14 protein-coding genes are annotated in these 11,889 nt (G+C 65.7%); 5 read left to right on the top strand and 9 right to left on the bottom strand.

Going from position 1 to position 11,889, the window contains the following annotated elements; translation table 11 throughout:
* Positions 1-405 precede the first annotated feature (405 nt).
* Positions 406-942 carry a hypothetical protein gene (locus Q8M88_RS01745; protein ID WP_305594464.1) on the top strand — a complete coding sequence of 179 codons (537 nt, stop codon included), beginning with the start codon at positions 406-408 and terminating at the stop codon, positions 940-942.
* 35 nt (positions 943-977) lie between these two features.
* Positions 978-1,172 carry a DUF1059 domain-containing protein gene (locus tag Q8M88_RS01740; RefSeq protein WP_305594462.1) on the top strand — a complete coding sequence of 65 codons (195 nt, stop codon included), beginning with the start codon at positions 978-980 and terminating at the stop codon, positions 1,170-1,172.
* 54 nt (positions 1,173-1,226) lie between these two features.
* Here the strand turns inward: Q8M88_RS01740 and Q8M88_RS01735 are convergent, their stop codons facing one another.
* The 7 genes from Q8M88_RS01735 to Q8M88_RS01705 all read right to left on the bottom strand — a co-directional run bounded on the left by Q8M88_RS01735 (position 1,227) and on the right by Q8M88_RS01705 (position 5,994).
* Positions 1,227-1,502: a hypothetical protein gene (locus tag Q8M88_RS01735; RefSeq protein WP_305594460.1), complete on the bottom strand. Its 276-nt coding sequence runs from the start codon at positions 1,500-1,502 to the stop codon at positions 1,227-1,229.
* 61 nt (positions 1,503-1,563) lie between these two features.
* Complete coding sequence (locus tag Q8M88_RS01730) at positions 1,564-2,316, bottom strand: hypothetical protein (protein ID WP_305594458.1); 753 nt, start codon at positions 2,314-2,316, stop codon at positions 1,564-1,566.
* Positions 2,317-2,505: 189 nt separating this feature from the next.
* Positions 2,506-3,198 carry an MIP/aquaporin family protein gene (locus Q8M88_RS01725; RefSeq protein ID WP_305594456.1) on the bottom strand — a complete coding sequence of 231 codons (693 nt, stop codon included), beginning with the start codon at positions 3,196-3,198 and terminating at the stop codon, positions 2,506-2,508.
* Complete coding sequence (locus tag Q8M88_RS01720; protein ID WP_305594454.1) at positions 3,195-3,716, bottom strand: arsenate reductase ArsC; 522 nt, start codon at positions 3,714-3,716, stop codon at positions 3,195-3,197. The genes Q8M88_RS01725 and Q8M88_RS01720 overlap by 4 nt, the downstream gene beginning before the upstream one ends.
* Positions 3,713-3,853 (bottom strand): hypothetical protein, encoded by a 141-nt coding sequence (locus Q8M88_RS01715; RefSeq protein WP_305594452.1) that lies wholly within the window; start codon positions 3,851-3,853, stop codon positions 3,713-3,715. The genes Q8M88_RS01720 and Q8M88_RS01715 overlap by 4 nt, the downstream gene beginning before the upstream one ends.
* Positions 3,850-4,212, bottom strand: coding sequence for a helix-turn-helix transcriptional regulator (locus Q8M88_RS01710; RefSeq protein WP_305594451.1), 363 nt, complete (start codon positions 4,210-4,212; stop codon positions 3,850-3,852). Before Q8M88_RS01710 ends, Q8M88_RS01715 begins: the two co-directional genes overlap by 4 nt.
* A gap of 258 nt (positions 4,213-4,470) precedes the next feature.
* Positions 4,471-5,994 carry a phospholipase D-like domain-containing protein gene (locus Q8M88_RS01705; protein WP_305594449.1) on the bottom strand — a complete coding sequence of 508 codons (1,524 nt, stop codon included), beginning with the start codon at positions 5,992-5,994 and terminating at the stop codon, positions 4,471-4,473.
* Between the two features lie 411 nt (positions 5,995-6,405).
* Here Q8M88_RS01705 and Q8M88_RS01700 point away from each other — a divergent pair, with 411 nt between their 5' ends.
* Positions 6,406-7,497 (top strand): sensor histidine kinase, encoded by a 1,092-nt coding sequence (locus Q8M88_RS01700; protein ID WP_305594447.1) that lies wholly within the window; start codon positions 6,406-6,408, stop codon positions 7,495-7,497.
* A gap of 160 nt (positions 7,498-7,657) precedes the next feature.
* Entirely contained in the window at positions 7,658-8,284 is a 627-nt protein-coding gene (locus Q8M88_RS01695; protein ID WP_305594445.1) for a tyrosine-type recombinase/integrase, read from the top strand.
* A gap of 219 nt (positions 8,285-8,503) precedes the next feature.
* On the opposite strand, the gene Q8M88_RS01690 is transcribed toward Q8M88_RS01695, so the two are convergent.
* Positions 8,504-9,007, bottom strand: coding sequence for a helix-turn-helix domain-containing protein (locus Q8M88_RS01690; RefSeq protein ID WP_305594443.1), 504 nt, complete (start codon positions 9,005-9,007; stop codon positions 8,504-8,506).
* 135 nt (positions 9,008-9,142) lie between these two features.
* Between Q8M88_RS01690 and Q8M88_RS01685 the strand changes: the two genes are divergently transcribed.
* Positions 9,143-11,221: an FAD-dependent oxidoreductase gene (locus Q8M88_RS01685; RefSeq protein ID WP_371132612.1), complete on the top strand. Its 2,079-nt coding sequence runs from the start codon at positions 9,143-9,145 to the stop codon at positions 11,219-11,221.
* A 332-nt stretch (positions 11,222-11,553) separates the two neighbouring features.
* On the opposite strand, the gene Q8M88_RS01680 is transcribed toward Q8M88_RS01685, so the two are convergent.
* Positions 11,554-11,889: alpha/beta family hydrolase (locus tag Q8M88_RS01680; RefSeq protein WP_305594439.1), on the bottom strand; the 336-nt coding region annotated here is incomplete at its 5' end.

Raw genomic sequence — 11,889 nt, 5'->3', positions numbered from 1 at the left:
GGCCAGTTCGTCGGCGCCCGACGCCAGGCCGCTGAGCAGCCGCGCCTCGCCGACGCCGGTCGCCTTGATCAGCGCGAACGTCGCGGCCAGCGCCGCCGAGGCCTGTTCGCGGTGTCCAAGGTCATCGGGGCGGTTATGGCCCGCGAACGCGATCTGAATCATCCAGGCGCCCCCGCGCAGGCCGTCCACCGCTTGATGCGGCGCCCCGGCGACTCCAGACAACGGGGAACAGCAGGATTTGCCAAGCCCAAAGCCGCACATCTTCCGCTGTCTACCAACGAGGCGCGCGGCGCCGCGTTTTCGACCGCAGACCTCACCGTTCGGATCGTGAGGAAAACCGCCGAACCGGTCTCTTGCGTCACCCCTCACATGGGGCCATCGTGCTCAAGCTTGGGAGGCTTGGCCATGGACGCTCGTTTCGCCTACGTCGCCGCTTGCCTGACGCTAACCGCCTGCGCCACCACGCAAGGCCCGGCCCAGGTCGGCGTGACCTCGCCTTCCGCTCAGTCGTCGAGCGCGGCCTTCCGCTCTACCGATTTCGCCTGGTCCACGGCGCCCGGCCGCGCGGTCATCCAGGGACAATTGACCTTCCGTCCCAACGGCGTCGGCTATAGCTGCGCCGCCGCCGGCGTGGTCGCGACGCCCGACACCCCTTGGGTGCGCAGCCGCATGCAGATCCTCTACAACTCCGCCGAGGCCGCCTCGCTGCCGGCCGAAGAGGTGCGCCGCCGCACCCCGCCGGAGCGCAGCCAGGACTATTCGAGCTTCGTCAAACGCGCGACCTGCGACGCCGTCGGCCGCTTCAGCTTCACGGGCGTTCCCGACGGCGCCTGGTACGTGATCACCGTCGCACGACCCGTCTACGCCGGCTCCGGCAAGGACATGGCGCTGATGCGCCGCGTGGTCGTCCGCAACGGCAAGACGGTCAACGTCAAACTCTGAGTTGGGGGACAAGGCTCTTTTTCCAGGAGGACGCCATGAGCCGGAAATTCATCGACTGCCGCGAATACCCCAGTGAATCGAATTGCACGGTCGCCATCTCCGCCGACACCGAGGACGAACTGTTGAGCGCCGCGGCGCAACACGCCGTCCAGGTCCACGGTCACCAGGACGGCCCCGAGCTCCGCGCCCAACTCCGCCAGATCATCAAGACCGGCGCCCCCGCCGCCTGACGTCATGAACGCCGATCGCTTCGACCTGGCGTGACTTGGATCCAGCGGGATGTTCTAGCGCTCGAACTCCGCGTCCGTCCTGGGCGCGTCCGGCGCTTGCCTGTCCAACGACTCCCGATAGGCGACGCACCCACGCATGAAGCGCGGCCATTCCGGGACTTCGATCTGCGGATCGACGCCCTCGGGCAGCAGCGCCCACATCCTCGGATGATGCCAGCACAGCGCGTGCCCGGTCGCATCACGATGCTCGCGGATCGCCGCTCTCAACCGCCGCACCTCCACCCTCAGGGCGTCGGCGCTCATGTCTTCAAGGTCCTGGTCGGGAGCCATCGACGCCTCCTCGCGCCTCATCCAGAACGAGGCGCGGCGGCGTCGGTTCATCTGCGCCCGGTCAGTCCGGCGCCGCGTAGGTCGGGTCCATCTGCCGCCAGCCGCTTGGGGCCTCGCCGCCCTCCTGCCCCACGACCACATTGCCGGCGCCGTCGGTGTAGCCCGTCGATCCGTGGGGAACGAAGGTCTGCACGCCGCCGCCGCTCACGGTCGTTCCTTCGTAGATGTAGTCGTTGAACCGGCCCGTGTTGCGCTCGACGGCCGCCTGGCCGTTGGCCCAGGTCTGGTTCATGGCCGCATAGTTTTCCTGCCGCGCCTGATGCGCCGCCTGGCCCGCGGCGGCCTGCGCCCCCAGCCGCGCCATGTTGGCTGCGTGGTTGGCGTTCATCTGCGACCGCCAGGCGTCCATCTGCGCCGCGCCCTGCGCTCCGGCCTGCATCACCTGGGCGCTCTCGGCGTACGCCTTCAGGATGTTCTGCGACATGGTGTCGAGCATCTCGCAGGCGCGCTGGTCGCCCGCGCGGCAGGCCTGCCCGGCCTGGGCGAGTTGCCGATCCTGACCCGCAAACGCGCCAAGCGACTGGCACGCCAAGGTATTGCCGGTTTGGCACTGCTGTTGGCGGATCGCGTACAGCCCTTGCAAGGCCTGCTGAGCCGCGTCCGCCGAAGGCTGCCGGGCGCCGCCCTGAGGCCCCTGCTGCGGACCGCCCTGAAACGCCTGCTGCGGGTCCCTCGGCGCCGTGGCCTCGCCGCCGCCTTCACCGCTGCACCCCGCCAGAGCCAGCAACAGACTTCCGAGAACGAACCGCCTCATGCAATGCCCTCCGACCGCGCCCAAACTAACCGCGGAACTCGCCGCCGAGTCCAGCCCGGCCCACAGAGTCGTCCGTCGCCCGACTCTCGGCTCCCGTCAGAGGCTGCAATAGGTGGGAAAGCAGTCGTTGCGGTCTCGCTTGCAATGCGACTTTCCGTAGCTGTTGGCAGGCGTGGAGCCGCAACTGGTCTAAGTGACCGCACCGGCATCTTCGGGCGGCTCTTGCCCCAAGAGCCACCCGAAGACCCCCACGCCGACCCCCGCGCCGATCAACTGCCCCAGGATGAAGCCAGGGACGGACACGGGTGCGATCCCCGCGAAGCTGTCGGACAGCGACCGCGCCACGGTCACCGCCGGGTTGGCGAAGGCGGTCGAGGCGGTGAACCAGTAGGCGGCGGTGATGTACAGGCCGACGGCGGCGGGCGTGAACTGCGGCCGAAAGCGGAGGGTCGCGAGAATCGTCCCGATGAGCCCAAAGGTCGCCACGGCCTCGGCGAACACCTGGGGTGGCCCCGCGCGGAGCTTGGCGGACACCTGGAAGATCGGCTCGGCGAACATCGCGTGCGCCGCCCAGACCCCCGCCACTGCGCCCAGGAACTGCACCGCCAGATAGGCCGCGGCCGTGCCCATCGTGAGTTCGCGCCGCACGAGGAACGCCAGGGTCACCGCCGGGTTGAACTGCGCGCCGGAGATCGGGCCGAAGATCGAGATCAGCACCACGAGCCCCGCCCCCGTGGCGATGGTGTTCCCCAGCAGCGCGACGGCGTCATTCCCGGCCGACAGCCGTTGGCCCATGATCCCGGAGCCGACCACCACCGCGAGCAGCAGCGCCGTCCCCAGGCCCTCGCTGGCGAGCCTGCGCCCGAACCCGAAGCGGCTCACCGCGCGGCGGTGTCGTTGGCGGTTTCGACTACGTCCTTGCCGATCTCATCCATGCGCCGCTTGAGCGACAGCCGGTCGAGGCTCGCCAGGGGCAGCTCCGCGAACGCGCCGATGCGGTTGCGCAGCATCCGGTAGGTGTCAGCGAACGCCACGGCGATTTCAGCATCCGTGCCGGCCACGTCCGCCGGGTCGGGGAGCCCCCAGTGCGCGGTCATGGGCTGGCCCGGCCAGATCGGGCAAACCTCGCCCGCCGCGTTGTCGCAGACGGTGATCACGAAATGCAGCGGCGTTGCGCCTGGGACGGCGAACTCATCCCAGGACTTGGAGCGCAGCCCCGAGGTGGGGTGGCCCAGCTTGTTCAGCAGCGCCAGGGCGTGCGGGTTGACCTCGCCGCGCGGCATAGACCCCGCCGAATAGCCGGTGAACTTGGCGCCAGGCAGGGCATTGGTGATCGCCTCCGCCAGGATCGAGCGCGCCGAGTTGCCGGTGCAGAGGAAGAGGATGTTGAAGGCGCTCATCGGGTCACCCGTGGGTCAGCAGCAAGCGGGAGCGCGGCCTTGGCCGGTGCTCCGCAACAAGAGGAGGTCTCAGCCTGGGCGGGCTCGGCGTCGGGGGCCGGATCCTCGACGGCGACGTGCAGGTGAAGGCGCTTCATGATGCGGTCTCCTTGAAGGTGGCGTTGGGGGCGCAGCAGGACGCGGCCTGGAGGACAGGCTCGCAGACCTCTGGCCGCCCCTGACAGCAGTCCTGCATCAGGAAGCCGAGGAGCCCGGCGACCTCGCCATAGTCCGCCGAGTAGATGACCGACCGGCTCTCCCGCCGCGACCGGATGAGCCCCGCCCGCGTCAGGATGGCCAGCTGCGTGGACATGGTGTTGGCCGGGGTGTTGAGCGCGCGAGCAACCTCCCCAGCCGGCATCCCCTCAGTCCCCGCCTGGACCAGCAGACGGAACACGGCAAGCCGACCAGGGTGCGCCAGCGCAGACAGGCTCTCGATGGCGTCTTCAGTATCCATATTTCTACGGTCCTAGAAATATGGACCTTAGTCAACCGCTGGATTGGTTACCAAGCGGACCTTAGACAATGGTCCGCCACCGTCCGGTTTGCGGCCCGGAGCCAAGGACCGCTGCTGGCGCGATGCAGCCGCAACTTGTGGCCATGCCCCCGCTCCGCTGCCTCGGAGTTGGGGCGATGAAGCCCCTGACGTGTCAACGCGGATAGCACGTCGGCCCACGGGCAGGTCTAGAGGGCCGAGTGACCAATTGTCGGAGGCTTAGACGGTCTTCGCACTTAGGCGGGGACTGACGGTCTCCAAACTGGCACGGCGCAGCGCATCGACGGCAGTTTTGAGTTCAGCCTTCACAGTGCGGCGGCGCAGCCACGGGCGCCAGGAATCCCTCGGGCCGACCGGGTCCCCGATGTGGAAGGTAGCAATGATCTCGGCCAGGGGTTTCAACGACAGGATCGGCAAGGGTCGCAGGCGGCAGTGGCCCTTCAGGCGCAGGGATTCGATGGCGGGGCCGAGGCCGCTTGCGGTCTTCAGCGCCTCGTCAAAAGTGGCGTCGTCGCAGCCGAGCCAGTGGGCGACCAGTCGGGTGCGCACGCGTGCGATAACCTTGCGGTGCTCCCGACGCGCGCCGGCCCCGGGCGCGATGGAGAGGTCGCACTCAGTGTCGAGCCCCAAGGAGCGGTTGTTGATGTTGGACGAGCCTATGCGGAGCAGGACGTCGTCAATGATCGCCAGCTTGGCGTGGACGATGATGGTGCGGCCCAAGCTCGTCACCGGGCTGTAGATCTGGAACCGGCCGTATTTGTCGGCGTCCTTCAACCGCTTGATGAAGAATGAGCGCGTACGGTCCATGGTTAGGCGATCGAAATAGCTTGGAGCGTGGCCGGTGGAGACCAGGATAACCTCCGGGCCCCTGGGCTCGGACAGCCGCTGGGCCAGAGCCTCGGCGATCACTGGCGAGGTGAAATACTGGTTCTCCATGTAGATGCAGTCCTTCGCCGCCGCGATGGAGGCCAAGTAAAGCGTCTCGTTCTCGCGGATCTGCGCCTCGCCGCCCCAGGCGGCGGCCGAGCGGGACAGGCCCACGCGGACGTCGGTGAACTGCGGCGGGGTCCGGGCGGGCCAAGGGTCGCTGGGGCAGGGCGTGGACGGCGTGGGGATCTTCTCGCCGGTGGCGCGCAGCCAGCGGGCGCGGAAGAGCTCGCCCAGCGCCGCGGCGGCCGGGCCGTCCACCAGACTCATCACCTCATGGCGGGGATCGAAACAGGGGGGCTCGCCGGGGTTGGCGGCGCGGCGCAGGTTGTCATCTTCGTGGTCACAGGTGTCCCAGCGGTCGGGACCGAAATCGCAACCGCCGCAGAAGGCGATGGCGTCGTCGACAACCACCACCTTCTGATGATGGCTAGCGCCCAGGGGAAGCTTGCCGTCCACTTCGAAGCGGATGGTGGTGTTGCGGAAGTCCTTCGCCGCCCGCTGGGGATAGAAGTCCTGTGTGATAGCGATGGGCAGGGCGGCTTTCCAGCATAGTAGCCGGATGTCGAGCTCCGGACGGGCCAGGGCGATGGCCTTCAGGAAAGCGGCGATCTGGCTTTCGTCCGGGGCCGGGCGATCGACCTGTGGCTCGAACACCGTGAGGGGATGAAAGGCCCAGCCAAGGATGTGGACCGAACGCGTTGCCTTGGAGACCGCGGACATTACAGCGGCGAAATAGTCCTCGACGTCGATGAACACCGCGGCCCGCGGAGTGGTCTCAGCGCGCCAGCAGGTGGCTCCAGGCTTCAGCAGCACGTATCAAACTCCATCGGCACGCCCGATCGACCGACCCCGGCCGGGTCCGTGGCCCGCGAATTGGCGATAGTTTGGCGTATGCCAGATGAAAGGCGGCTGAATGCGCACCAATTCTTTCGAAACGATGGTGCAGCTATTTCCCCACAGTTGCGCCGACGCTTGATTGCAGCTGGGTCTGGAACGCGAGCGTCAGCTTTCTGGCGCAATGTGTGCTGATGCGCCTCGCCGACGTTGGTGATGGGGAAGGCAACAGGCGCGAAATCTTGGGGTGCCAATCTGAGGTTTGTGATTGGCCGCGCGGCGCTGAATGCGACGGGTAGATATCGTCAGGTCGTGGCCCGCCCCAATGTCGACACCCACCGCACGTCATGCAATGCCGTTCAATGGCCGTGCCGGCCGGGAGAGACGCCGTTGAGCGCGCAGGCCAGCATTATTCCCGAAAACGAGGATGCACGTATCGAGGCGGTGCGCCGCTACGACATCCTCGACACGCCTGCGGACGGTGCATTCGATCGGATCACTGCACTCGCGGCGCGCCGATTCCAGGTTCCGATCTCGATCATCAGCATCGTCGATGAGGATCGGGTCTGGTTCAAATCCCACCACGGCGTGCCCGTGAACCAGATCGGTCGTGACCCCGGCCTCTGCGCCTCGGCCATCATGACGTCCGAGCCATACATCCTGCTCGATGCGAAGACCGATGTCCGATCCCTGGCGAACCCTCTCGTGGCAGGCGACTTCGGACTGCGCTTCTATGCCGGCGTTCCCCTCCAGACCTCGGATGGGCACAACCTCGGCACCCTGTGCATCATCGACAAGGCGCCACGCCCAATCGACCAGAAGCAGATCGATGACCTGAAAGACCTCGCGTCCGTGGTGATGGACCAGATGGAGTTGCGACTTTCCGCGCGGCGCGCGGTCGCGCAGGCCCAGCTGATGACCCGCGAGATCGACCATCGCGTCATGAACAGCCTGCAGTTCGTGTCCGCCCTGCTGACCATGCATAGCCGTCTGCCCGATGCGGCGGCGGCGGCGGAGCACCTGGTGCTGGCCGCCAACAGAGTGGCGGCGGTCGCGACGGTGCACCGCCACTTTTACACGGAGGCGGCGGAGGAGGTGTCCTGTCTCGACTTCACTCGCCGGCTGTGCGCAGACCTGTCGACGGTCCTGGAACGGCCGGTGCATGTGCACGGCGAAGACGTGACGGTCGCCACCACCAGCATCCAGCCCATCGGCCTGATCCTGAACGAACTGGTGACCAACGCGGCCAAGCATGGCGACGGCCGGATCGACGTCACCCTGAACGCGAACCCCGGCGGTGGAGAGATCGTCGTGTGCGACCAGGGGCAGGGGCTTCCTGCCGGTTTCCATCCGGATCACAGCACCAAAAGCCTTGGAATGAAGGTGGTGTCGGCCCTGGCGAACCAACTACGCGGTGGCCTGACCGCGGGAAACAACCCCCAGGGCTCGGGGGCGTGCTTCAAAGTCAGCTTCGCGGCTTAGCGCCTCGGGACGTCAGGGGCGGAGGACATCACCGTTCGCTTTCGGCGCGGAGATGAGAGTCCACTGATGGCGCAGGATCGGCGTTGACCACGCTGATCAACCAGCCTGAAACGCTGAGTCTTTTATCGTTGCGTGGAGGGGCGTTTCCTGGAGAAGAGGAATGGCTCAGCTCGACTTTTTCCGTCCATCGCCGACGCCATGGAATGCTCGCCGCATCGTCGGCCCAAAGCCGCCATTCAAGCCGAAACACGTTTGGGCGATCCGCCAGCAGTTGAAGAACGCTGGCCGTGTTCGCGACTTGGCGCTCTTCGACTGCGCGATCGACGCCAAGCTGCGAGGATGTGATCTCGTGAAGCTGAGGGTCAGCGACGTGGCGCCTGGCGGATCTCTGCGCGAGCGCGCGACGGTGATTCAACAGAAGACTGGCCGCCCGGTCCCCTTTGAGATCACCGAAACCACGCGTAGCGCGCTCAACGCCTGGCTCGCGCGCCGCGGCCAGCGGGCGGACGATTGGTTGTTCCCCAGCCGCAGCCGGCCGGGAGAGCACATCAGCACGCGTCAGTACGCGCGGCTTGTCGACCGCTGGGTCGCGATGATCGATCTCGAGCCGCGGGCTTATGGCACGCACAGCTTGCGCCGAACCAAGGTGGCGCTGCTCTATAAGAAGACCGGCAACATCCGCGCCTGTCAGCTACTGCTCGGACATCGCAAACTCGAAAGCACCGTGCGTTACCTGGGAATTGAGGTCGATGATGCGCTAGCCATGTCGGAACAGGTCGACCTCTGACGATCGGCGTGGAGCGGACCTCAGCAATTTCCGCCAGGGGTGGTGAGCGGACTATCGCGCAGCGGTAATGAGCGGACACTGCGTCGTGCACCTTAGGTGCACGGGCAAACCGAGCCTGCTTTCGAACTCTCGCACCGCCTTCATTCGCTCAGCGAGGACTTTGACCGGCAACAGCTCAAAACCCTCAGCGACTTCGCTCCGATGTCACTGGTGGATCGTTCAGCGGCGACGCGCCGCGCGCGCGACGCCATCCAGGCGCCCCTTCCGGCCTGTCGTCGCGTCTCCAGGCTCTACCAATTGGCCGCTCTTGGCTCGAACTTCGATCGGGGTGATCTGCTGGCCCGACTGCCTATCGATCAAGGCAGGCTTCACCTCTTGCGGGCTGAACGCAAAAGACGCCCCCCACTGCCATATCGCGACGATGACCGTGTGAAGAGCGCGACCCTTGTCGGTCAGGACGTACTCCTGATAGGCGCTGCCATCGGAAGCGGGAGCGACTTTCAATACTCCATGCTCAACTAATTTACGAAGTCGAGCTGTAAGAATGTTTTTGGCAATACCAGTGTTTTGTTGAAATTCGCCAAACCGGCGCATCCCGGATAATGCGTCGCGAATGATCAAGAGCGACCACCAATCGCCGATAACATTCAGCGATCTGGCGACCGGACAAGCGTCCCCTTCAAGGCTTCGACGCTGCATCATCCACTCCGTTTGGTCGCTCAAACATAAGTGGTCCTACGTGGGACACCAGTTTTGTTTTGCTACCTTCAGCCATGCCGGCAACCGGGTCCGGCGGTGGCGCAGGCGGGCGATTAGCGCAGCCGTGGCCTAAGGTCGTTCCAAATTACTGGTTGCATAATGAAACTAAATGCAATCACTCACCCCGGTGTCCGCCGGAGTGCAAGAACCATGTCCTCGCGCTATCCCCTGCTGTTTTCGCCGCTGCAGATCGGCTCTGTCCGGCTGAAGAACCGAGTGATCATGGGGTCCATGCACACCGGGCTCGAAGAGGCCGCGGACGGTTTCACCCGCCTCGCTCGCTTCTATGTCGAGCGGGCCAAAGGCGGCGTCGGCATGATCATCACGGGCGGCATCAACCCGAACGAAGAGGCGGGGGCGGGCGCGAAGCTGACCAATGCCGAGGAGGTGGAGGAGCACCGCGGAGTCACCCGAGCGGTCCATGCTGCCGACCCCCAGGTGAAGATCTGTATGCAGATCCTTCACGCCGGTCCGCTGGCGCGCATTTCGGACTGCGTGGCTCCGTCAGCCGTGCGCTCTCGGATCGCCCAGTTCGAACCGGTGGAACTGACCGAAGAGGGGATCGAAAAGCAGATTTCAGACTTCGCGAACTGTGCGCGACTTGCGAAGTCGGCCGGGTATGACGGCGTCGAGATAATCGGCTCTGCCGGCTACCTGATCTCGACGTTTCTCGTGGAAAAAACCAACTTGCGAACCGATCGCTGGGGTGGCGCTTTCGAGAACCGCATGCGGTTTCCTGTCGAGGTGGTGCGCCGCGTCCGCGAGGCGGTTGGTCCAGATCTTCTCGTCATCTTCCGCGTCGCCGCCATGGATATGCTCCAGGGTGGTCTGGCGTGGGACGAAGTGATCGCGCTGGGCCGGGCTCTGGAAGGAGCCGGCGTCAGCATGATCAGCACCCATTTCGCCTGGCACGAAGCGGAAGTGCCGACCATCGCCACCATGGTTCCGCGCGCGGCGTTCACCCAGGTGACGGGCAGGCTGCGCAGGGCGCTGAGCGTCCCGTTGATAACCAGCAATCGCATCAACATGCCGGACGTGGCGGAGAGCGTATTGGCGCGTGGCGACGCGGACATGGTTTCGATGGCCCGGCCAATGCTCGCGGATCCGGACCTGGTGCTGAAGGCGCAAGAGGGCCGCGAGGACCAGATCAACACCTGCATCGCCTGCAACCAGGCCTGCCTGGACCACACCTTCGTCGGCAAGCTGACGAGCTGCCTGGTCAACCCCCGCGCCTGTCACGAAACCGAGCTCAACTATGAGCCTGCGACAGTGCGCAAGCGTATAGCCGTGGTCGGCGCGGGGCCTGCGGGTCTCGCCTTCGCTACGATAGCGGCTCAGCGCGGGCATGATGTCGTGCTGTTTGAAGCTGGGGCCGAGATCGGCGGACAGTTCAACCTGGCGAAGCGCATTCCCGGCAAGGAAGAGTTCCACGAAACGCTGCGCTACTTCAGCCGCATGATCGAGTTGTTGGGCGTAGAGCTCCGGCTAAACGCGACGGTCCATGCGGAGGCGCTCCGCAACCAGGGCTTCGACGAGGTGATCGTGGCCACGGGGATCGAGCCGCGCATGCCCGGCATCGAAGGCATAGGTCATCCAAAAGCGGTGACATACGTCGACGCGATCCTGGGTCGCTGCAAGGTCGGCCAGAAGGTGGCGATCGTCGGCGCCGGCGGCATTGGCTTCGATGTGGCGGAGCTGATCACCCACTCGGGTCCCTCCGGTGCGGTCGACATCGATGTCTTCGCCAAAGAATGGGGCGTGGATTTCAAGAACCATCCGCGCGGCGGGGTTACGGGCGTGAAGCCGCAAGTGGTTTCTTCGGGACGTGAGGTGATCCTGATGCAACGCAAGTCCGATCGACCCGGGCGCAACCTAGGGCGGACCACCGGCTGGACGCACCGCCTGGCGCTGCAGCGTCGCGGCGTGCAGATGTTGAGTGGCGTGGAATACCTGAAGATCGACGACGCTGGCCTGCACGTCCGCATCCATGACGATGACGTTCTGTTCGACGTCGACACGGTGATTGTCTGCGCGGGCCAGGTGCCTGCGCGAGGCCTCTATGACGACCTGGTTGTGACGGGAGCCAAAGCCGCGCTCATCGGTGGTGCCTTCGAGGCGCTCGAACTGGACGCCAAACGCGCCATCGACCAAGCCAGCCGGCTCGCCGCCGTGATTTGAGCGCCGAGCGCCCGGGGCTTTAGGGCCGCCGGCCTCTCTTGCGACGGCGCTGTAACTCCAACGGTAAGCCGTCTCTACGCAGTTGGCGGCCACGGTTCAATCCGGAGGTCTGACGTAAACGTGGGAAGGATGCGCTGCGACCACCGTACTCCAGCGGACCCTATGAAGGTCCGGGAAGGGTCGAGAACGGACGCGGTGGGTGGGGGAGCTGATGTCCGTTTTAGGGCGGAGCCCGAGAGTCCGCTCATGGCGCGTCCCGGACAGGATTCTGACCTGCCGCGCCGCTCGGGACGCGAGACTTTGGCGCAGAGCGACCAGGTTAGCCGCTCCTGTCAGACGCGTGTGATCCAGCCCACGGCTCTATCGAGAAGCTCATCCATGACTTCTTTATCCTTGCGGCCTGTACGGGCGGGCACGTGAAAGGAATGGTCGGCGCTTTTGGCTAAGACCAGCGTCCCGCGTTCGCCGAGGCCTGAGACGACCGGCCTAAGCAAGTCAACCTGGGCCAGCGTGTCGGCGGTTCCTTGTAGGAAAAGCATCTGGATGGCCACGTCCGCGAGGTGATCGGCACGCTCGATCCCTGGCTTGCCGGCTGGGTGCAGCGGAAAGGCGAAGAACACGAGGCCGCGCACGTCCTTGAGCGGTGCGAGCGCCTGCGCTTGAGACGT

It is taken from the genome of Phenylobacterium sp. (assembly GCF_030693805.1).
GTDB lineage: Bacteria > Pseudomonadota > Alphaproteobacteria > Caulobacterales > Caulobacteraceae > Phenylobacterium.
The sequence above is the reverse complement of the archived record's forward strand: the minus strand, read 5'-3'. Positions and strand labels throughout refer to the sequence as shown.

Excerpts from the sequence above, each read along its gene's own strand:
- Q8M88_RS01745 (WP_305594464.1), top strand. The coding sequence starts at position 406 with ATGGACGCTCGTTTCGCCTACGTCGCCGCTTGCCTGACGCTAACCGCC.
- Q8M88_RS01685 (WP_371132612.1), top strand. The coding sequence starts at position 9,143 with ATGAAACTAAATGCAATCACTCACCCCGGTGTCCGCCGGAGTGCAAGA.
- Q8M88_RS01715 (WP_305594452.1), bottom strand. The coding sequence starts at position 3,853 with ATGAAGCGCCTTCACCTGCACGTCGCCGTCGAGGATCCGGCCCCCGAC.
- Q8M88_RS01730 (WP_305594458.1), bottom strand. The coding sequence starts at position 2,316 with ATGAGGCGGTTCGTTCTCGGAAGTCTGTTGCTGGCTCTGGCGGGGTGC.
- Q8M88_RS01740 (WP_305594462.1), top strand. The coding sequence starts at position 978 with ATGAGCCGGAAATTCATCGACTGCCGCGAATACCCCAGTGAATCGAAT.
- Q8M88_RS01695 (WP_305594445.1), top strand. The coding sequence starts at position 7,658 with ATGGCTCAGCTCGACTTTTTCCGTCCATCGCCGACGCCATGGAATGCT.
- Q8M88_RS01720 (WP_305594454.1), bottom strand. The coding sequence starts at position 3,716 with ATGAGCGCCTTCAACATCCTCTTCCTCTGCACCGGCAACTCGGCGCGC.
- Q8M88_RS01710 (WP_305594451.1), bottom strand. The coding sequence starts at position 4,212 with ATGGATACTGAAGACGCCATCGAGAGCCTGTCTGCGCTGGCGCACCCT.
- Q8M88_RS01735 (WP_305594460.1), bottom strand. The coding sequence starts at position 1,502 with ATGGCTCCCGACCAGGACCTTGAAGACATGAGCGCCGACGCCCTGAGG.